We start from the raw sequence: 19,199 nt of genomic DNA on the forward strand, positions 1-19,199 counted from the left end.
ACAGCGAATGTAAGCGGTTATTTCAGTCTCAGTGAGCCTGAGTCCAGGTCACGAACCAGGTTGTTGACCACTTCGGTAATCGCGAAGTTCAGCACTTTGCCGTTTAACGTGGCGTCATAGCCCGCGGTGCCGCCGAAACCGACGATTTCGCGGTTGCTCAGTTCGTATTCGCCAGCGCCCTGGGTGGAATAGATGATGGCGGAGGTTTCTACGTCAACCACAGACAAGGCGACTTTCGCGTAAGCGACTTGTTGCTTGCCGCGGCCCAGGATGCCGAACAGCTGTCTATCGCCCACTTCTTTGCGGCCGAATTCGGTGACGCTGCCGGAAATAACATAACGCGCGCCGGCGATTTTTTGTTTAACGCCTGCGATCTGCGCTTCTTGTTGCAGCTCCTGCATGTTGTCGCGGTCCACCAGGTTGAAACGCTGGGTCTGCTGCATATGGGTTTTCAGGATGGATTTGGCCTGGCTGCCCAGACGGTCCGTATCCGATGAAAACAGTCCTTGCATGTAGTTGGAGCGGTTCTGGAAATTGCCGACCACCAGGGTGGTGCGCTCGCCGTTGTAGGATGTGCCGTAAGAGGCGACTTTCTGGGGTTCGATGGCGCGGTGGCTTTCAGTGGCGCACGCGGAAACCATAATGGTCAGCGCGATCAACGCTGCATTTTTCATGGCCTTCATGGAAAAGTTACTCCTTAAGGGGGGATCGACTTGAAGTGTAGTTGAGCGCGCCTTGGCGCTCAAAGGTGACTTATACTTTTTACAATTGGCTTATGCAACCTTAAATCTCCACCTTAGGGGTTCTCCCTTATTCTGTCGTCAGCATGGCCTCTTTTGCGCCATCCGATAAATGGCCGACGCCAATTCGCCGCTTAGCCCAGAATGGAGAGTGCGCGAACCTTTTGGGGCCGGCGTAGGTGAGCCGGAGGTGGGTTTGATAGCGTTCGGCGACGCGCAGCATTTCCGCACGATAGGCTTCCCAGGCGTCAGCTTTAAAAGGAAAACCCTTGTTAATTGCGTTAGCCGCGCTGACGGCGCTCGCCAGACAGTGAAACAATCCCTGAGAAGAGATCGGGTCGAAAGCGATCAAGGCGTCGCCGATGGCCATAAGCCCCTGTTGGGCGAGCGCCTGCGTCTGTGAAGCGGTTAAATCCAGCATCGCGGCGCCGGCGGGATGATAGCGCAGGGATTCCGGCTCTGAATCTGCAATGACTTCCCGCAGAATGGCGTGACGGCGAGCGAGATTCAAAAAAGCGCGGGGTTCCCGCCATTGATGTCGCAATGGGTCATGGGCGTCAAAATGATAGGCGAGCACTCTTTTTCCATGAGGAATGCGGGCGCTGTACCACCAGCCGTTTGCGTCCGCACAGGTGCGAAGCGTTGCTTCCTGATCGTTGGGAAGGCAAGGCAAAAAGGCGAAGGCGCAAAGCAGGTCGTCATCACCCTGGCGAGGCGCTCCTAAACGACGGGCAATGGCGCCGGAGCGGCCGGTGGCGTCTATTAATACTTGAGCGGTATGGGGCGAGTCTAAGTGAGGAGATTGAATCCGCCAGACACTCTCGCGCCTGTCGATGTCAATCTGGCGACACCCTGTAATTATACGGGCGCCAGCGTCGATCGCGCCTTGATACAAGAGCTGATCAAACCCCCGCCGATCCAGTAGCCAACCGGGACCGGAGGGATCTAACAACGCGTCCCGCCAAACCGGAAATTCGGTGTCCCAGACCGATAAGGCGGAGCCCCGCTGCAAGTGGGGGCCTTGCAGGAAGCGTTCCCACAGATCCAGCTTGCGCAGCAGTACGCTGGCGGCGCCGGGGAGCGACTCGCCAATGCGTGGACCTGTCTCTACGGTCGCGCGCCGCTCAATCACCAGAACGTCATGAGTCGGGCGCAGAAGTCTCGCCAGCGCTGAACCAGCGGGGCCTGCGCCTAATATAATGACATCCCGGCGCCGCTGGTCCGACGCGCTCCCTGTCGCCTCCATCATGAGTTGACTATCGCCGTGGCGCTTTCTGCCGCATGAGCTCCCGGCGCATGGCGTGGTCAGTGAGGCGACGCTCTTCTTTCGTCATGGCCGGACCGCCGCGATCCTCGACCTGCATCACCGGCGGAAAGTCCGGGTCATTAGGCACGCCGGGACGCACTTCGACAATGCCCATTTCCGGGAAGCGATCAATCATATTGGCCAGCTGGTTGTCATAGCCGACGCCAAGGGTGCGGTCCCAGTCAGAGCGCGCTTGATAGGCGGCGATACGTTCCTGACGCGTCAGGCCGGTATCCATCACCTTGCTGTAGTTCTCTTCGCTCAATACCTGATTCGGCACCCGGGCGGGCCAGAAGGTGGGCAAATAAGGATCGTATTGAGAGTCATAGCCGGACCGGCAGCTTGCCGTGTCCGTTTGCCACGGAATCGCCATCCAGCGGGTAATGGAGCCGGGGAACTGAGCATAGAGAGGCCCGTTATAGGACAAAGCTTCCGCCGAGGTGAGCGTGCTTCCATAGTTCGGCTCTGGATTATTGGGCGTGCGGTGACGCCAGCGATAAGGTTCGCTATACATGGTGGCGTGACGTACCGGCCAGGTCATCTCACAACCAGGATGGAAGGCGTCCGCCAGGCAGAACTCCAGCGCGGCTTTGTCCAGACAGGCGGGCTGCTCGCTGATCGGCACGTCGTCGATGGAGCGGGGCGGGTTGGCGTCCGGGTCGTAATCAGACTCAAATTGCCCCTGCGCCCAGTAGCCCAGCATGGCCAACTGGGTTTCCGTCAACGCGTTCATAGCGTTGGTGACCGGCGGCATCGGGATATTCATGGCGTCGCCATATACCCAGGGCCAAAGGTTCAGGGAAATATCATTGCGGCCGGGATGACGAAATGCGTTGGCGACGGTCCGTCGCAGCTCCGCATAATCATCGCCGGGCATGGAAAGCTTGCGCAGGTAGTCAGGGTCGAGAAAATGTTGCGGCATGCCGAATCCGAAGCCCGCCGCAAATCCTGCGTTCATCCACTGCAAGTCGCACATGGCCTTGAGGACAGGCAGGATGTCATTCTGAAAGGAGGGGCAGGTGGGGGCGGGCGCCATGCCGGCGTTGATCGCCAGATCCGTCATCAATGCGTACATGGTGCGCACGGACTTTTGCTGCGGCCCGTAATTGGGCGGCGCCACCACCACCCAGGCCGGCGCCACATCCAGTTTTCTACCGTTGAAAACGACTGTAGCGGTGACCGGACCATCGCTGGTGTCGTCATACCAGCCGTCGTTATTGGCGAAGGTAGTGGGCGGCTTGCCATCGTATGAGGCGGACTTGCCATGACCGCCGAACACCAGCAGACGACCGGTCGAATCAGTGCGCAATTCTCCCAACGGTACGTCTATCCCCATGAACTTACCGCCCCGGAACTGGTACTCCGGCCCATAGCTGGAAGGGGTATTGATAGAACGGGGGCCAGGAGTAATGGATAGCTCGCTGCGGTCTTGCACGCTGGCGTTGCGTAAAGTGCTGGGCGTGGCCGTCGCAGCCTCCGGAATATCCAGCGCCAGTTCAAAGTTGTACCAGGCCGCCTTGTGGTTGGCCAGCTCCACTGTCCACTCGATCTCGGTGACATCGTCAATCGACAACTCCCGCACCACCTGCCCGTTACCGTCATATCCATAGATCCGAAACTCCGCCACCTCACGCTTCAAGGCGCCGGTGGCGTCACGATATTCACCAGGCTCCTTGGGAGGCGGGTTCGACACCTGCGGCCCAATATAAAAACCGTCTTCTGCGAGGGAATTACCAACCCGAGCGATGCCAATGGAGGGATGAATCTTGGCGTAAACAATCTGGTCGTCGGATTTGCTGCTGTTCGTCATAACACACTCCCTTTGGTTAATCAGATACCCGCCATGCCGTATCAGATGGCTGTTAATGGAGTGTAGATGGTGCTTGGGGATTAACAAGGCGGAAGAAATAACACTATTGGCGTTCGGCGATATCTACATTGAATTCAAAGCTACGCTAAAGAACCTCTCTCAGTTTTCTAGGGTTTCCCCTATCAGCCAAATAGCCCCCGCCGGTTTACCGATTGAGACAAGTGCTTATCTATCGTTAGGATGAAAATACTTTTGTCTCATTCTTTCGGAACACAGTATGCAAGAAGGCATCCACACAACTTCCCTCCCAAGCTCATGCCTCTTATGTGCTTTCAATTCCAAAAGCAAATCCAACTTGGTAAGCCGGTTTGTTTATACGAATAGGTTATAGGCCGTTGTTCTGTGAAGAATTATGCTGACGCAATCATGAGTGATAACATCCATCCCGGTTGGCGCTCACGGAGAGAAGACCTCCGTCGATTACCGTCTCTATTTATATAAAACACCGTTAAACAAGGCCTTTCTATGCTTCAGCGCACTCTAGCTCTAATGATATTCACTCTGCTTGCCGGATGCGGACAATCCGAACCTCAAAAAGCTGAACCTGAGGCTAATAATGCTCCTCAGTATTCTGAGGCTGAGATCCAACGATATGTGGACCAGTGTGACAAGCACGATGGGAAGTCCCCACTGGAGATTGTGAGGGCATGTGTAAAATTAATTAAAGCAACACATTACCATACTCTTGATTTGAAGGGACTAAATATCGACAGTCTTCCCGATGATGTTTTTAAGGGCTTGGAGCATGTCAAAATTCTATATCTTAGCGAGAACTCGTTGTCCAGTTTGCCAAAGTCTATATCTGAAATGAAAAGTCTTAAAGTTGTACACTTAGGATGGAATGAATTTAAGGAGTTCCCAGTTGAATTGTTTGATATAGAAGGATTGAAGGATGTATATATATCAAAGAATAAAATATCTCATATTGATGAAGGTTTGAAAAATATAAACTCTTTGAGGCGAATTATTCTTTCGCATAATGAACTGAAAGAGTTTCCGCATGTTTTTACAGAGATGCCGAAACTTAAGATCCTTGACCTAGGAACAAACGCTATCAGTGAAATCCCTGAATCTATAAGAAATATGTCTGGGCTTATAGGGTTGTCCTTGTCTTATAATGATGTTAAAGCAATTCCTGCGGGAATAGGTGGTCTGGAAAATTTAACCATGTTGGATCTAAGTTCTAATGATCTACGGTCACTACCTATTGAGATTGCACATCTTCCGAAACTAATTGAACCAGTTGAAAATCATAGTGGATTTGTAAATAACTTGCTGGGCTTAGGGTTTGAAGAAGATGGCGAGGAAATTTATGGTGTTTCAATATTGAAAGGTTATAAAACCACCCCTTCAGTGAGCGAATATTCAGGAATAAACCTTCTATTTAATGACATTTCATCGCTGGATAGAGAATTTTGTAAAGTTTTCTTTATGAAGCTAGATAGTAAGGTTGTTATTAATTGTAATTAAGAGGTGAGACTGTATGGCTTTAGACCCTGACTTAAGCGAAGGATTGGTAAATGACCAGTTTACTAGGGTTACTCAAGATATACTTCTAGCATCTAAGAGATGGGAAGCATCTGTATGGGAATTTATGTCAAGCTATGAAGTGGCGCTGTTAAGGTTTAAAGCAACCATTCAGTCGCAGGAAGAGCTTGAGAGAAAGGCTGTTGACTATGCATTTACAGCGCTTGCCTTGGCTGGTGGAGGTATTATAACCGCTTCTGTGGCGAGATCTATTGAAAAGTATGTTTATGATAAATCCCTTTCATTTGTTTGTAAGAATAATCTTGAAACTGTTTTTAATCGTGTTTATGCCAATGAGAAGGTGAAGAGTATTGTTGGTGGGATTATAAAGAAAGGGGAGGATGCACTCTCTCAGAAAATCATTGGCGCCATCAAAGGAGGGGTTGGAAAATACCAATATGTGAAAACTCCTACGAATAACAGTGAAATGTCTGTTCTATCTGGAATGATGTATTATATAAAGCATAAGGCTAGTCTTTTGAGTGATGCCTTAAGAGACGCGGCGGAGTCGTATCTCATCTCTGTCGGTACGCGTTTCGAAAGCTATAGATTGGATAATTATAACAATACAATTAGTGAGGTTATTGGGTGTAAGTATATGTTTCCACCTTTTACGGATAGTTCTGGCAGCAAGGCCTCTTTCTCTCAACAAATGAAAGATAGGGTTCAAGAAAAAATCGAACTTTCAATGTATCTTGCTAGATTGCTGGACTGTGATACTTTGGTTCAACGATATGAAAATAGTCCACTTGTGAAGTCTACAAATGTGCGTACACCTATCTACCACTCGCCATCCCAGGTTGGATATCCAAATACACTGCCCGAGCGCGCGCAAAGTTATAATAACACCGGACTGATTGGGCAACGAGTCGTATACTCACCTTATGGTTATAAGGTTGCTGAGCAACTTAATAGGTTGGCGAATAAGATATATAACAATGGGAATATTGTCGAGTTTTCCTATTGGAGGGGGACAAGGCCAACGGCAGAGTCTTTGGTAAAAGCAGAGAGCTTAGCGAATATACTTGGTCAGCCTTATAACCAGCATTTAGTTGGATCAGATCGACCTATACTACCGAGGGATTCTAAATTGTTGGGACTTACTGAACGTCAGAAAAAGGTAATAAAGCAAAATAGTAGATTTTAATTTTGCGGATAATAAAGTCGCCTTAATCTCAGGTGACTTTTGCTTTCAAGGTCATTCAATAAACCCTTTGTAAGTGATTTCAATAGCAGTTTTTCAACTGTATTTTCCTTTTTTAGTATCTCGATGTTAAAAGCCTTATAAAGCTAGTGTTGGAACTGAAGTGGCGCCAAAGTATACCGCGACAAGGTCGAGGAAAATGTCAGCTCCTGTGGTGCCTATCCTCCATAGGAGTCAAGTACTAATACAGGCTATTGTTAGAGAGTTTAGTATGTAAAAGACGTATTGGTCTGGATTGTAATGAGTTCGAAACTTTTCCTGTCTCATTGGTTAACCATTAAGATGCCAAGTCAATTATTTATCACTTGGCGCGATTTCTTGGATGTCACCTATAGCTATATAAACACTGGTAACATGGCTTTTCTATGCTTCAGCGTGTTCTAACTCTGACTATACTCATCTTGCTTGCAGGATGCGGGCAATCCGAACCCCCAAAAATAGAGCCTTCGACAGCTCCTCAGTATTCAGAGGTTCAACTGGGGGAGCTTTCTAAACTGTGTGATGCGGATGAGCCTTCAGAAGCTAGCGTCGTTGCCTGTACCACACTGAATAGAATAAGTAAATATATAATTCTAGACTTAGAAGGCATGGATATAAGAAGCCTGCCGGAAGATGCCTTTGAGGGAATGGAACATGTTCGGATATTAAGGTTGGGGAATAACTCTCTTTTTGAGTTGCCAAAGTCAATAACTGAGCTGAAGGAATTAAGGCAGATATATATTGACGATAATGATTTTTCTGAGCTTCCTACCGTTTTATTCTCATTAACAAACCTGAGAGATATATTTGCGTCTAACAACCATATTGGTTCCATACCAAAAGAGATAGAAAAATTAAGATCACTTCGAAGACTAATTGTTTCGCTGAATGATTTTAGAGAATTTCCCGTTCAGCTAGAAAGCAATGAAGAGCTCAAGATACTTGATCTGTCAATGAATAAAATCTCTATTATTCCGAATGAGATTGGAAATTTTCATGCTCTTGTAGGCCTTTCCTTGTCAGGTAACAAGCTGAGGGAGGTATCTAGAGAAATTGGAAAGGCGAGAAAATTAACTATGTTGGATTTGAGCGCAAATGAGTTAAAAGGGTTGCCGGTGGAGATAGCCAGGTTGCCTGAGTTAAGAAAGCCAGTAGAAGGTCATCACGGTTTTGTTAGAGCCTTTGTAAGTCTTAGCTTTAATGAAGATGTTGAAGATATATATGGAAGTTATGCCGCGAAAGAACACGATATCTATGACAAGCCTGAAAAATTTTCAGGGATAAATATTCTGTTTAATAACGTTGAGAATCTTGATTCGGAGTTTTGTAATGTATTCTTTATTAAAAAGGACTCCGGTACTATTCTTAACTGTAACTAAAGGGTAGTGGAATGAGCAGCACCGAAGGTTTGAGTCCTTTGGGGGAGAATATTCCGGCGCATTAAAACAGGTGATGCTGTACTTATTGGTTGAATTCAAGATCTAGCATCGATATGAAAGTAAGCTCTTTTATATCCCTCGTCTGGCAGTGGCGATGTTTTATCAGTAATGAGAAAAAACTCAAGAGTATGGAGTTCAATATCGATTTACTTGGTTGATGTTTACTTTGAAGCGCTGGCTGAGCATGGCTTACGTAAGGTCCGAAATGCCTCAGGCATTTTCGTTAGAGCAGGGTTACACTATTAATCCCAGTAGATTTTTGTGCGAAAAAGCGAGCCAAATATGCGAACGAACCAGGGCGTTCCCAGAATTCAAGAAACGGCTAATTGTTGCCCGGACACGGGTGAGGTGGTGTGGGCGCCTTTGAAATCCTTTTGGTATTTGGGGCATTTGTTGATTGCGCTTATTGGTGGGTATTTGACGTTTTCGCTGGATGCGTTGTTGGTGTTTGTTGTGTTTACCGCGGCGACGCTTTGTCTGGGACATTCCCTGGGGATGCATCGGCGGTTGATTCATGGGAGTTATGAGTGTCCGAAGTGGATGGAGTATTTCTTCGTGCATCTCGGGGTGTTGGTGGGGATGGCGGGGCCGTTGGGAATGGTGTATCAGCATGATCTGCGGGACTGGGCGCAGAGGAAGGCCAAGTGTCATTCGTATCTTCGCCATGGAACCCGTTTTTTGACGGATGGGTGGCGGCAGCTGAATTGTGATTTGCGTCTGGAGCATCCTCCCGAGTTTTGTCCAGAAAGCGCCATCAAAGATGATCCTGTCTATCGGTTTATGGAAAGAACCTGGATGTGGCAACAATTACCCTGGGCGCTCTTGTTGTATTGGCTCGGAGACATTGGCTGGGTGGTCTGGGGGATCTCGGCGCGTATTGCGGTGTCTGTGACGGGGCATTGGCTTATCGGATACTTTGCGCATAACAGCGGCGAGCGGGACTGGCATGTCAATGGCGCGGCGGTTCAGGGACATAACGTTCGCTTTGCAGGACTGCTGACCATGGGAGAGTCCTGGCATAACAATCATCACGCTTTCCCTGGCTCCGCCATGCTGGGGATTTATAAAGGACAGTCTGATCCCGGTTGGTGGGTGTTAAACCGGCTTATGAATATCGGACTGGTGTGGAACGTTAGGTTACCGGAGCATTTGCCCGTCAGACCGGAGCTAAGCCCATTGACGCCAGCGAGGGCGGAGAAAGCGTTGCTGAAAACCCCTTCGTCCTGCCGGCTCAAGCCGCAGTGGCGCTCATCGTAATAAAGGGTGTAAGTTCTCTGGGAATCATCGCGGCACAGAGCGAAACAGCGCCTGTTGTAATTTTTTTGATGAACTATAGTTACTACACTCGCTATATAACGTCATGGGACGTCTGCATCCGCGTTCTTCATGGCGCGCTAGAAGATTCGCGAGGCTGACCTAAAGTTCTGAAATCGTTCACTATGCAGGGAAGAGCGGGCTATGAGCGTAGAGACAAAATCCTCCACTGATGGCTCTGTGACCATTTCCATTCGCGGTCAGTTTGATTTCGGAGTGGTCAATCAATTCAGAAAAGCCTATGAAGCGCATCCACAAGCGCGAAGCTTTTGCGTCGATATGCGGCAGACAGTCCGTATAGACAGTTCGGCGTTGGGCATGTTGCTGAATATGCGGCTATATCTCGGAGGCAATAGGGCGAAAATCAGGATCATCAATTGCTCTAATGAGATCAGGAAGATTTTCGAAATAGCGAAATTTGAAAAGTCTTTTATTATTGAGTCCGACGCTGATGTCCTCTAGTCGCTCTTCACTCGGGAAGGTCGGATTTCACTAATGGGTCTTGAATTTCCGGCGTCCCGACAAAGATATGGATCGAGTCACTTCTTTCTGCTTTTGAGGTCGACAACCACGTTGACGGCTGATTCGTACACGATGCGATTTCTTCCCGTGCGTTTTGCCTGGTAAAGCGCTTCATCCGCTTTTTTGAGGATGTCTTTAGGATGAGACGACTCATTGCGGTATTCGGCCACGCCAAAACTGCAGGTGACCTGAAAGGCTTCACCCTCATGTTGAAAATCCAATAGCGATATTTCAATGCGGAGCCGGTCGATAAAGGTCTTCACGCCCTCATCCAAATGCTCAGGCAGGATAATGCAAAATTCTTCGCCTCCTATTCGGGCGATTAAGTCGGAACTTCTAAGCGATTGGCTTAAAAACGAAGACAGCCTGATCAACACCTCATCTCCTGCAGGATGACCTTTGGTGTCGTTAATTATTTTGAAGTGATCGATATCCAGCAACACCAGCGTCAGTCCCGAGCCGTATCGCTTCGCCCGGTTGAATTCGTAGTTCAAGCGGTTCTGAAAGAAGCGTCTGTTGTAGAGTCCGGTCAAAGAATCCCGGGCGGCGATTTCACGCAGTTCGAGGTTTTCTTTATCGAGCTCTTTGGTTCTCTCGAATACCTGACTTTCAATATTATTTCTGAGTTCGTTGATGGATCTGGACATGCTGTTAAAGGTGCCAGTCAGACGTTTAACTTCGAATAAACTGGCTGGAAGCGTGTCTTCATAAGGGCGACCGTCGGCGGCGTTTTCCACATGTTTGATCAGACCTTCGATCGGCCTCGCAACATACAGACTGACGGCGGCGCCCAGTCCTATTGAAAAGATAACGATCATCGTCTCAATAAAGAACAAGCGACGCTTTTCCTCCGCGACGATGGCGGCGGCTTCGGATTCGTCCAGCATGGAAACCAGGCCCCAGCCCAGGCTCGGCAGATATCGGGTGGAAGCGATTACTGACGTTCCATCCAGGTCTGTCGCTTTGCGCAGGATGACTTCGTTGCCTTGCAGCGCTTCAATGATTGGCGTGTTCTTTGGGCCGGACGGAATGACTTGATAGGAAACCCGCGCTTGTTTGTGATCTATGGACTCAACCAGCAAGAACTTTTCATTGTCGCGCAAAGCGAACCTCCATTTCTCGCTGTCGCCTAACCCCTTGCTTTGCTCATGCAGGATGCTGCTCAAGTCGTAATCAACCTTAATGGCGCCAATTAGCGCCTCATTGAATATCAAACGCATGATGACGGACACCTGCGTGACGTTTTCCTCTTGATTGAAAGAAAAGAAGATATTGCCGTGGGCTGACGGCGGCGTACGCAGAGGTTGCATCGTACTTGCCGTACTGGAGACAGGATGACGACTTTTATCGTAAACCGTGATGCTTCTGATATTCTCCCGGCCAGCCTTGGCGTCCTCTATGATGCTTTTTATGGTCCGCGCTTCGCTCTGATTCTCCCTGTTATTCCAGTTGCTGAGGCTAACGCGCATTTGCGTTCGGCTGGAGATCAGCGCGGTGCTTTCCAGCAGACTTTCTACGGAGCCAAGCAGGCGGTTCTTGTGGGCGAGTGAAACTTCAGACAGGCGGGACTCGATTTTGGAGTGGTATTGTTCGGTAGTGAAACTGTTCAGGTACTGCAACGTGAACATGAGAGGAAGTGACGCAACTAATGTAAACGCGACAATCAGCAAATACTTGAGCTTCATCAGCCGGTCCTAGCCAGGAATTCCATTGGGAGGGTAGTAAAAGATTAGTTAAGCCGCCGAGAACGCGCAAATCCCCAGTAACTTATTAATCAGGCAGACAAATAGCTTCCTTCTATTTGTCTGCAACGACAGGGCCTGCACATGTCAGGCCCTGTCTCCCTCGGCTCTCCGCCACGGGATTAATAACACAGTCAGATAGCCGAATCCCTATTCAGTGAGCCTGGTACAACTGAAAATATTGCATTGCCCATTTCTTGAATAAACTGTTTTTAGGATAACTATCTTCCTGCAAGCGCTCTTCCACAAATCGCTGCATTTGCGACACCTCGGAATTACGGGACGCAATGTCATACAAGCGCCGTATTTCAACCGCTTTCTTGGCGATGGAGAATTCATGGCGCTTTCCTGAATCTTCTACGATCCGCCCTATGGATATGTCCAGTATCGCGCCAAGTCGGCTTGCGTTTTCCTGGGGGCGAGACATTGTGGCGTTAAGGTCTTGTATACCGGCGGTCAGGGTCGAATAGTTGATGTACAAGGGAAGTTCTCCTTCTACTTCGGCGTCACACATACGAGAAAAGTTGTAATGCTGTCCAGAATATACGGCTGACGCCCGCCTGAGTATTCGTACCGCTACGCAAAAATGAACAGTCATATCCGTAGCGCTACTGAGTCGGAGCGAAAAAACAGTAGTAAGCGTGGTTTATGACCTGGGTCTGCGCCAGATAAGACGATGGTTATGTGAGTTCATTAAGCTGGCGCTCAGTAATACTACGGAAATATTCAATAGAAAGTTCCGTAGCCGCCCGCATTACTCTCTCGCCGATACTCGCCTAGAGTAACGACTTGGAGATACTTAACTCTGGACAAGTCTGGCGCGCCAGCGTCATCCGTTTTGCGCCAGACTCTTTTTTCTACATCCTTCAAATTCTGAATAATGGCGGCTTCACAAGGGCCGTGGCCATTATGTTTAGAGGTCCGCTATGAACAACGCCTTATTGATTGACGAAGCCTGGAGCAGGATTGGGGTTACTTACCGGAAACAAGAAGCGTTAACCTGCATCAACGGAAAGATGCGCCAACTCTCCGAACTGGAAAGCGACAAGGCGCTGTCGGAAGACATACTGCGGCAAATCAGAATCTGCAAAAACTGGATGGATAATCTCAAACGTCACCTTGGCGGAGACGACCATATCACTCACCACTGCCTGACCACCGATGAGCTCAAGCTATTGGAGAAGATGGTGGTGAAGCTGAACGACCACGGGTCATAGTTCCATCTTTTCAGCGGGCTGGCGATCAGCCAGAACATCACGCCAGGGAGAGGCTACTCTGTCAGGCGCTTTGGCTTTGAATCTGAAGTCGCAACTGACCCGGGTGTGGTCAGTCTGATTGGGGAAGGTGCCGTGTTTCAATAACCCTCCGTCCCACAGCAACGCTTCGCCATATTTCAGGTTGAGCGGCTGGTAACGGTTGCTGCCGTAGCCGGCTTCGCACCATACCGTCGCGGTTTCGAAGACGTCGGTGAACGGCAAATAACAGTTGATCTGGTCCAGACGACCGGTAACGTCCGCATCCCGGTGAAAGTCGCTGACGCAGCCTGTTCCAGCCAGATGCACGCGCATCTTCGGGTGGGCGGAATAGCTGATTTTGCCTCCGTAGCAGGGCGCCAGCACAGCGGCGATCCAGGCGTGATAAACCTTGTAGAACGGAGAATCGTCAGGCAGACGCTGCATGAGTCTGCGCAGCGTCATGTTGTCCTGATAATGCAGTTTTTCCCGGTTATTCTGTCGCCGCCACGCCACATGAAGCTGATCCAGCCGCCGCACTTTGAACACATAGTGCGACAGCACTTTCTGAAACGGGTACAGCTCCGTATCGTAAGTCAGAGTCAGGGCGCGGCTGAGCATGGCGTCAGAACTCCAGCGTGCTTTCGCTGCTGAGTGTTCGCCCGCGGAATTTTGTGGATATTTTCATCGTTCCGCTGACTTTTCCTGATCCGGCGTCAACGCCGCTGACGTCGATACTGTAGGTCTTGCCGATGGTTTTGCCGTCCGCGGCGTACAGCGTCACGGTGACGGTTGTCGGCTTGCCGTCAGCCAGGTTGGTGATCACTGTTTTCAGCGGTGAACCGTCGCTGCGGGCGATGGTTTTTTTATAGGCCGTCGTTTGTCCGTCCGCATTCTTCATTGTGCTGGTGTGAGTCGCATACTGCGGCGTAGACGCCTGCGCCGACGCAGCGAGAAGCTCGCTGGCTTCGATCGCCGCGTTAACCGCTGTGGGAGAAGTAAAGTTCTTCACTGTCTCGACTGTGCTGGAATCCTGCAAATTGGTGGTGGTGATTTTCGCATGCCCGCCTATGGGCTTTCTGCGATAGTTAAACACCGTATTCGCGTAGTCGGTCTCGGTCAGAAACAGGGGCGTTTGCGTATCCGGATCAAGGGTGCGGCTTTGGGTCTTGCTGGGCGCGCCATGGCTGTCGTAGGTTGAGTCCGTCATGGATGTCAGCTTCTCGTTCGCATCATATCCACGCGTGTGGACGGTGCTGTTGATCGCCCTCAGTTCGTTGTCGAAAGCCGCTCCCTCATAGGAGGAAACCACTTTACTGTGAAGTTTTGCGTCGACATAGTTTTGGGTGACGGCGTTAGAGGGAACGCCGTTTTGATATGAAACGACGGTTTTACTCTGGATGACGTTATTGCTATCGCTGACGCTGTAATGCGCTTCCCCCCCTGAAATCTTGTTGCGGGCGTTGAACTGGGTGTTTTTGAACTCGGTCAGCACTTGGGATTTCAGTTGTGCGGTAGCCGGGTCGAAGTTCTTGGTGTGGATTTGATCAATGGCTCCGGTTGAGGTCATGAAAACGTGAGACTGCGCGTTTTCCGCCCGTGCCGCGTTTTTGGAGGAAACGGAAAAATAGCCGCCGGTAATACGGTCGCCAATGAACTTGGTCTGGCTGTAATCGATGTCCGTATAGCCTTCCACGCCGCCCTGTCCCTCGGGGGAATAGTGGCGGAAAGCGCCGGTGGCGATCTGTTCGTTGTCGTACGTCACCACGCCGTCGCTGCGCAGGCGCTGAGTGTCTCCCCGTCGTGAAGAGAACTTGACCTGGCCGCTGTGGATAGTAGAGGCGGGCGTCCAGCGTACATTAGTGAAGTCTGCTTCCACCTGTTTGGCTACGCCGGAAGCGAAGCGATTGTGGATGTCCGTTTTGGCGGAGGCCACTTTGCCGTTGGTGAAGGTGAGGGTGGAGCTGTTGATGGGGCGCCCGTCTGTGTCGGTTGACGTATGACTGAGGGTTCCCCCTTGAACAGCGCCCTCCGGAGAGAGCTTCAGGTTGGCGTAATCGGTTTTGGAATAGGCGGCGACGGTCTGGCCGTCGGGGCCATAGTGGGTTGTGGAAGCGTTCTTCGGCAGGCTTGCTATTTCACCCGCCAATTGGCTGACGTTGGCGATATGCTCTGAGGCTTCGAGGTGATCGCTGAGTTCGTGTGTGGCGTTCAAGGCGCATTCCTCCTCAAGGTTCTAAAGAAGATGGGTTAAATAGCGATTGACGATGAGCGTGGTGAGGTTGAACTTTTCCCACTTGTGCCATAACAACAATCCTCCCTTACTGCTGTTGCGATAGACGATATCCGCCACATAGCCCGCGGCCCAATCAGGGAGCGACGGGCCGCAGTATGCGGGCGGCGTCTGGACGATGGATGAGCCGTAGCAGGTGAACGCGCCGTCCTCTTCGTTGGAACGGGTCACGCCGTACAGCTCAATCGTATTGATAATGGGGTCGCGTAAAAAAGTGGCCTCTCCCTGATGGCACGCTTTATCGCCGCCGCGCCAGCGCAGTGCGCCGTTGCTGAAAGAGAACTCAGGCACGGAGCGCTGATTGATCGTCAGTCCCGTTTCCGACAATGTGAATTGGTTGATGTCGCGGTGGAAACGTCCATCGGTTCTGACGGCGTATTCGCCGTAAACCGCGCGCAGGTCATCGCATTCGCTGAAGCCGCACGCCCGCGCGCTGAGCGCCTTGCGTTCAGGGTTGGCTTCCGCTGCGACGAAAGCGGGCTGTGCGCCGTCGAGGCTGGCGTCGCTCCAGATTTTTCCGATCAGTCGCCGGCCGCCATTGGCGTCTATATCCAGACGCAGAAAGCCATGGTGGGGAATATGAGCGTTTGCTTTCCAGCGAATCGCTCCAGCCTCGAAGGCGAAGGAGCGAATACGTTGATCGTTGATGTAGAGAATGCTTTTGTGACGATGTTTGCGAGCGCCGATGATCGTAATGACGAAACGTTGTTCCGGCTCAATATAAATACCCGTCCAGGGGTACAGGTTATTGCGGAAAATAAAGTCGACGGCGCCACCCAGGCGTCCCCATTCGACCTGATGTCCGCGCGACGCCAGCCAGGCCTCAAAGGCGACCCTGGCTTCGGCTTTCGGCAGATTTCCCAGGGCTCTCATTAATCCCGTCGCGAAAGATTTTTGCGTCAGGCAGGCGGTCACCATGGCCTCCGTCGCCGGTGAGCGGATATAGGCGCCCTTGGCGGCGATCTGTATAGCGCCGGAATCCCGCGACGCCAGCATCGCCCGTTCACGGTCCGATAAGCCGCTAAAGCGCGGATCTTCCAGGGCGGCGAGAGGATCGCGGCGATACAGGTCCTGTAAGCGGGTGTCGAAACGTAGTTCAATCAGAAAGCGACTGGCGGCGGTTTGGTCTTGCCACTGGTAGGAAGCGGGGATGCGAAAGCGTTTGAAGGCGTCGAACGCCTTCATCTCCCTCGGCCCGTAGCGGTCGATTTCCCTTAAAGGCGAGCGGGGCGTCAATAGCTTTTGTCCGGGCTCGATGACGCCGAGATCCACGGCGGTTTGATAATCCGTCGGGACCGCCTGCATGGGGGGAATATAAAACGTGGAGAGTCCGGTGATCTTGATCTGAATTTCCGGATTGTGCAGCGCGCTGAGCTTGTAGGTCTCAATGACCGGATCAATGGTGGGATAGCGGGAGCCGATGTAATGAGTCACCTCATAGTCGTCGCCGTAAACAGACTGCAGCCAATGGATGAAATAGGAGAACTTGTTATTCAGATAGCCTTGTCTGCGATAACCCATTTCCCCGATCAGTCCGACTTGCCAGAGCACCACATGAAGGCTGGCGTCCAGATGGCGACGCCGGATCAGGCAGTCAGTGGCTTCGTGAGTCTGCAGGCCGGGGTAACAAGGGTCGATGCCCAGGTCGGAGCAGAGCGTATCCAACGCGCACACGCCGGCTTTCATGGTGGCTTTGTAGCCTTCCCGTCGCGCCAGCTTAATCGCGCGATGGGTGGACAGTACGAATACGCCGGGGTGACCATAGAACACCACGACTACTTTGAGTCCCTCGCGCACCCAGTAGAGCTGGGCTTCCGTCATCTGCATGTAGGTGGTGTAGCGGACTTTGTCTTCCCCGTACAGCACGTACAAGTCCAGGGCGTCGGGTCGTAACTGCTTCAGCCAGACCACGGTGGCGGGGTCCGCCACGCAGTACAGCACTTTGTCCGCTTCCTCGATGAGGCGAATGTCGCCGACGGAGACGCCAATGGTTTCGATGCCGGTTCCCAGAATGATCAGCTCGCCTTGCTTCGAGCCGGCGGGAATTTCGCCTTCTTCCACCTCTCTGACTTTGTCTCTCAGCGCCGCGATGCCTTGCGCCAGTTCTTCCCAGTGCTTTTGATGCTCTTCGTATTTAGGGTAAGCGCTCGCCATGTATCGGTCTCCCTTAAAGAATTTTGGCGACGAATTTCAGGGCGACGCTGGCGCCGACTTTCAACGGCAGCGTTTTACCCTGATAGGTGTAGCCGGCGAGCGTGGTGTACGCCTTGGGCCAGTCGCTTTGCGCGGAGTACTGCGCCATGGCGTTGACCGCCGCGTTCTCGTCGTCCTGACTCCAGCGCCAGGCGCTGAAGGCCTGATCCTCGGCGTCGTTTTTCAGGGAGAGAATGCCGGAGACGGCCATGTTCTGTTCATCGGCGCTGGCGCCTTGATCCACGTAGTAGGAGAAGGTGGTCCAGCGTTCCTGAATGGTGTTGGCGGGGTTTTCCATGTAATCCATCAACAGACCCAGCGGCGCGGCTTCGGAAGGTTGTTCGTCGGCGTAGCTGGCCCCGGCTTTTTTGCCCCACATGCCCAACAGTTTCTGGGCGGCGGTCATGCCTCCCATCACGGCGGCGTTTTTAAGCACGAACTTGAAAATGGCGCCTTTGTTCGCCCACAGAGACTGGCCGATGTTCTTCACCAACGAGCCCAGGGCGGAGCTGTCGACATTGATATCGGTGTCGATGTCGGTGTCGATATCGGTCACGTTGTCGACGACATTGTCCACTACGGTGTCCACATCCGTGTCGATGTCCACGTCGATATCCACATCCACGTCCACCACCACCAGGGCGTCGATATCCACGTCAATGTCGACGTCAATATCCACGTCTACATCCACATCCGTATCCACGTCGGTATCGACGTCAACGTCTACATCCACGTCCACATCGGTATCCACATCCACGTTCACCAGATCGCCGTTTTCCGCCGCCGCGCTGGTGAACTTGCTGGATATCCATTGCGCGACGTTGCTGAGGTCGGATTTGACCGCGCTGATCACCGCCTGGCCCCCGGTTTTCAGCGCGTTGAACAGCGTGGGCAGGTTCTTCGCCAGGGCGATGACCGTCTGGCTGATCATGATGATGTTAATGGCGGTGTAGGCGGTGTACGCCAGGTCATAGGCGGACATCCACCAGGCCAGTTGCGGAACCTGATAGGGCTGGACAATGACGTCGTCGCCATTGACTTTGCCGGTAAAGAACAGCTCGTAAACGCCGGCGTCGCCGCTATGCATGATCATGTCCTGCATCACCGCGCTCAGGTTGACGCCGCTGGTGTCGGTGGCGCCGTTGGAGGTCAGCGTCCCTTTGCTCAACGTAAGCTCCACCGTGCTTCCGCTGGTGGGCTGGTAGAGGGCGCTGCCGTCGGCGCCCAGGATAATCTGGCCACTGCTGTCTTTCGGCAGCACCAGCGGAATAATGGGTTGCGGCGGCTGTGGGTTATAGCAGTAGAGGGTCAGGCCCTCGCTGCCCGCCCAGGCGCGCACGTCGTTTTCCGCCCAATAGGAAACGGAGGAAAAGGTGTTGTAGTCAAAGCCGACGTTGTTGTCGGAGAACCATTGGTTCAGCTTCTGGTTCTGTTGCGTCAGGTCGCTGTTGTTCAGAATGATGTCGTTGACCGCCAGCGCATTGGGGCTGTATGGACTGCCTTTGTAGGCTTTGTAGAACGCAAAGGCTTTCTGCGCGCTGGTGAGGTCGTCCGATGTGATGGTGACATTGGTGTCGCCCAGGATATTGGTGACCTGATTCAGCAGCGGCATGCCATCGGACTGGCGCGCAAACGATAAATTCTCCAGCGGGTTGGAAGGGGTGTAGGTTTTTTTGGAGTTGGCGGCGACGGAGTCCACTTTGGTGTAGACCGGATACATCGTGCTGGGATTATCCGCCGAGGCGCCGGAGGGCACGGTAAACGTATAGATATCAAGAGCTTCGCTATATTGATTGTCGATGTTAACCACATTCGCGGCCATGCGGATCTCCTTCAAG

General features: G+C 51.8%; 15 protein-coding genes. 6 read left to right on the plus strand and 9 right to left on the minus strand.

The window, feature by feature from the left end; all coding sequences use genetic code 11:
- Positions 1–17 precede the first annotated feature (17 nt).
- The 3 genes from HCH_RS14130 to HCH_RS14140 form a co-directional block, all read right to left on the minus strand.
- The gene (locus tag HCH_RS14130; protein ID WP_011396971.1) at positions 18–683 is read right to left on the minus strand and encodes a CsgG/HfaB family protein; all 666 of its coding nucleotides are present in this window, start codon (positions 681–683) and stop codon (positions 18–20) included.
- A gap of 127 nt (positions 684–810) precedes the next feature.
- Entirely contained in the window at positions 811–1,989 is a 1,179-nt protein-coding gene (locus HCH_RS14135; protein WP_011396972.1) for an NAD(P)/FAD-dependent oxidoreductase, read from the minus strand.
- Between the two features lie 7 nt (positions 1,990–1,996).
- Entirely contained in the window at positions 1,997–3,856 is a 1,860-nt protein-coding gene (locus HCH_RS14140; RefSeq protein WP_011396973.1) for a LodA/GoxA family CTQ-dependent oxidase, read from the minus strand.
- Positions 3,857–4,381: 525 nt separating this feature from the next.
- Between HCH_RS14140 and HCH_RS14145 the strand changes: the two genes are divergently transcribed.
- The 5 genes from HCH_RS14145 (at position 4,382) to HCH_RS14165 (ending at position 9,841) form a co-directional block, all read left to right on the plus strand.
- A complete protein-coding gene (locus HCH_RS14145) occupies positions 4,382–5,386 on the plus strand; it encodes a leucine-rich repeat domain-containing protein (RefSeq protein WP_011396974.1) in 1,005 nt (334 codons plus the stop codon).
- Positions 5,387–5,399: 13 nt separating this feature from the next.
- Positions 5,400–6,590: a hypothetical protein gene (locus HCH_RS14150; RefSeq protein WP_011396975.1), complete on the plus strand. Its 1,191-nt coding sequence runs from the start codon at positions 5,400–5,402 to the stop codon at positions 6,588–6,590.
- A 422-nt stretch (positions 6,591–7,012) separates the two neighbouring features.
- Positions 7,013–8,005 (plus strand): leucine-rich repeat domain-containing protein, encoded by a 993-nt coding sequence (locus HCH_RS14155; protein WP_011396976.1) that lies wholly within the window; start codon positions 7,013–7,015, stop codon positions 8,003–8,005.
- A 342-nt stretch (positions 8,006–8,347) separates the two neighbouring features.
- Positions 8,348–9,322 (plus strand): acyl-CoA desaturase, encoded by a 975-nt coding sequence (locus HCH_RS14160; RefSeq protein WP_011396978.1) that lies wholly within the window; start codon positions 8,348–8,350, stop codon positions 9,320–9,322.
- Positions 9,323–9,523: 201 nt separating this feature from the next.
- A complete protein-coding gene (locus tag HCH_RS14165; protein ID WP_011396979.1) occupies positions 9,524–9,841 on the plus strand; it encodes an STAS domain-containing protein in 318 nt (105 codons plus the stop codon).
- A 77-nt stretch (positions 9,842–9,918) separates the two neighbouring features.
- On the opposite strand, the gene HCH_RS32370 is transcribed toward HCH_RS14165, so the two are convergent.
- The gene (locus HCH_RS32370; protein WP_011396980.1) at positions 9,919–11,586 is read right to left on the minus strand and encodes a sensor domain-containing diguanylate cyclase; all 1,668 of its coding nucleotides are present in this window, start codon (positions 11,584–11,586) and stop codon (positions 9,919–9,921) included.
- A 211-nt stretch (positions 11,587–11,797) separates the two neighbouring features.
- Positions 11,798–12,124 carry a hypothetical protein gene (locus HCH_RS14175; RefSeq protein WP_041598661.1) on the minus strand — a complete coding sequence of 109 codons (327 nt, stop codon included), beginning with the start codon at positions 12,122–12,124 and terminating at the stop codon, positions 11,798–11,800.
- A 445-nt stretch (positions 12,125–12,569) separates the two neighbouring features.
- Between HCH_RS14175 and HCH_RS14180 the strand changes: the two genes are divergently transcribed.
- Positions 12,570–12,860 carry a hypothetical protein gene (locus HCH_RS14180; protein ID WP_011396985.1) on the plus strand — a complete coding sequence of 97 codons (291 nt, stop codon included), beginning with the start codon at positions 12,570–12,572 and terminating at the stop codon, positions 12,858–12,860.
- On the opposite strand, the gene HCH_RS14185 is transcribed toward HCH_RS14180, so the two are convergent.
- The 4 genes from HCH_RS14185 to HCH_RS14200 are packed head-to-tail and all read right to left on the minus strand — an operon-like array spanning position 12,855 to position 19,183.
- On the minus strand, positions 12,855–13,496 hold the full coding sequence (locus HCH_RS14185) for a hypothetical protein (RefSeq protein WP_011396986.1): 642 nt from the start codon (positions 13,494–13,496) through the stop codon (positions 12,855–12,857). The genes HCH_RS14180 and HCH_RS14185 overlap by 6 nt on opposite strands.
- Positions 13,497–13,500: 4 nt before the next feature.
- Positions 13,501–15,090 (minus strand): hypothetical protein, encoded by a 1,590-nt coding sequence (locus tag HCH_RS14190; protein WP_011396987.1) that lies wholly within the window; start codon positions 15,088–15,090, stop codon positions 13,501–13,503.
- 21 nt (positions 15,091–15,111) lie between these two features.
- Complete coding sequence (locus tag HCH_RS14195; RefSeq protein WP_011396988.1) at positions 15,112–17,322, minus strand: SAM-dependent methyltransferase; 2,211 nt, start codon at positions 17,320–17,322, stop codon at positions 15,112–15,114.
- Positions 17,323–17,335: 13 nt separating this feature from the next.
- Positions 17,336–19,183 carry a hypothetical protein gene (locus HCH_RS14200; protein WP_011396989.1) on the minus strand — a complete coding sequence of 616 codons (1,848 nt, stop codon included), beginning with the start codon at positions 19,181–19,183 and terminating at the stop codon, positions 17,336–17,338.
- Positions 19,184–19,199 lie beyond the last annotated feature (16 nt).

Origin of the sequence: Hahella chejuensis KCTC 2396, from assembly GCF_000012985.1 — a bacterium.
Classification (GTDB): Bacteria; Pseudomonadota; Gammaproteobacteria; order Pseudomonadales; family Oleiphilaceae; genus Hahella; species Hahella chejuensis.

Coding starts and splice junctions, on each gene's coding strand:
- HCH_RS14185 (WP_011396986.1), bottom strand. CDS start 13,496: ATGCTCAGCCGCGCCCTGACTCTGACTTACGATACGGAGCTGTACCCG.
- HCH_RS14135 (WP_011396972.1), bottom strand. CDS start 1,989: ATGATGGAGGCGACAGGGAGCGCGTCGGACCAGCGGCGCCGGGATGTC.
- HCH_RS14200 (WP_011396989.1), bottom strand. CDS start 19,183: ATGGCCGCGAATGTGGTTAACATCGACAATCAATATAGCGAAGCTCTT.
- HCH_RS14130 (WP_011396971.1), bottom strand. CDS start 683: ATGAAGGCCATGAAAAATGCAGCGTTGATCGCGCTGACCATTATGGTT.
- HCH_RS14155 (WP_011396976.1), top strand. CDS start 7,013: ATGCTTCAGCGTGTTCTAACTCTGACTATACTCATCTTGCTTGCAGGA.
- HCH_RS14160 (WP_011396978.1), top strand. CDS start 8,348: ATGCGAACGAACCAGGGCGTTCCCAGAATTCAAGAAACGGCTAATTGT.
- HCH_RS14195 (WP_011396988.1), bottom strand. CDS start 17,322: ATGGCGAGCGCTTACCCTAAATACGAAGAGCATCAAAAGCACTGGGAA.
- HCH_RS14145 (WP_011396974.1), top strand. CDS start 4,382: ATGCTTCAGCGCACTCTAGCTCTAATGATATTCACTCTGCTTGCCGGA.
- HCH_RS14180 (WP_011396985.1), top strand. CDS start 12,570: ATGAACAACGCCTTATTGATTGACGAAGCCTGGAGCAGGATTGGGGTT.
- HCH_RS14165 (WP_011396979.1), top strand. CDS start 9,524: ATGAGCGTAGAGACAAAATCCTCCACTGATGGCTCTGTGACCATTTCC.
- HCH_RS14150 (WP_011396975.1), top strand. CDS start 5,400: ATGGCTTTAGACCCTGACTTAAGCGAAGGATTGGTAAATGACCAGTTT.
- HCH_RS14140 (WP_011396973.1), bottom strand. CDS start 3,856: ATGACGAACAGCAGCAAATCCGACGACCAGATTGTTTACGCCAAGATT.
- HCH_RS32370 (WP_011396980.1), bottom strand. CDS start 11,586: ATGAAGCTCAAGTATTTGCTGATTGTCGCGTTTACATTAGTTGCGTCA.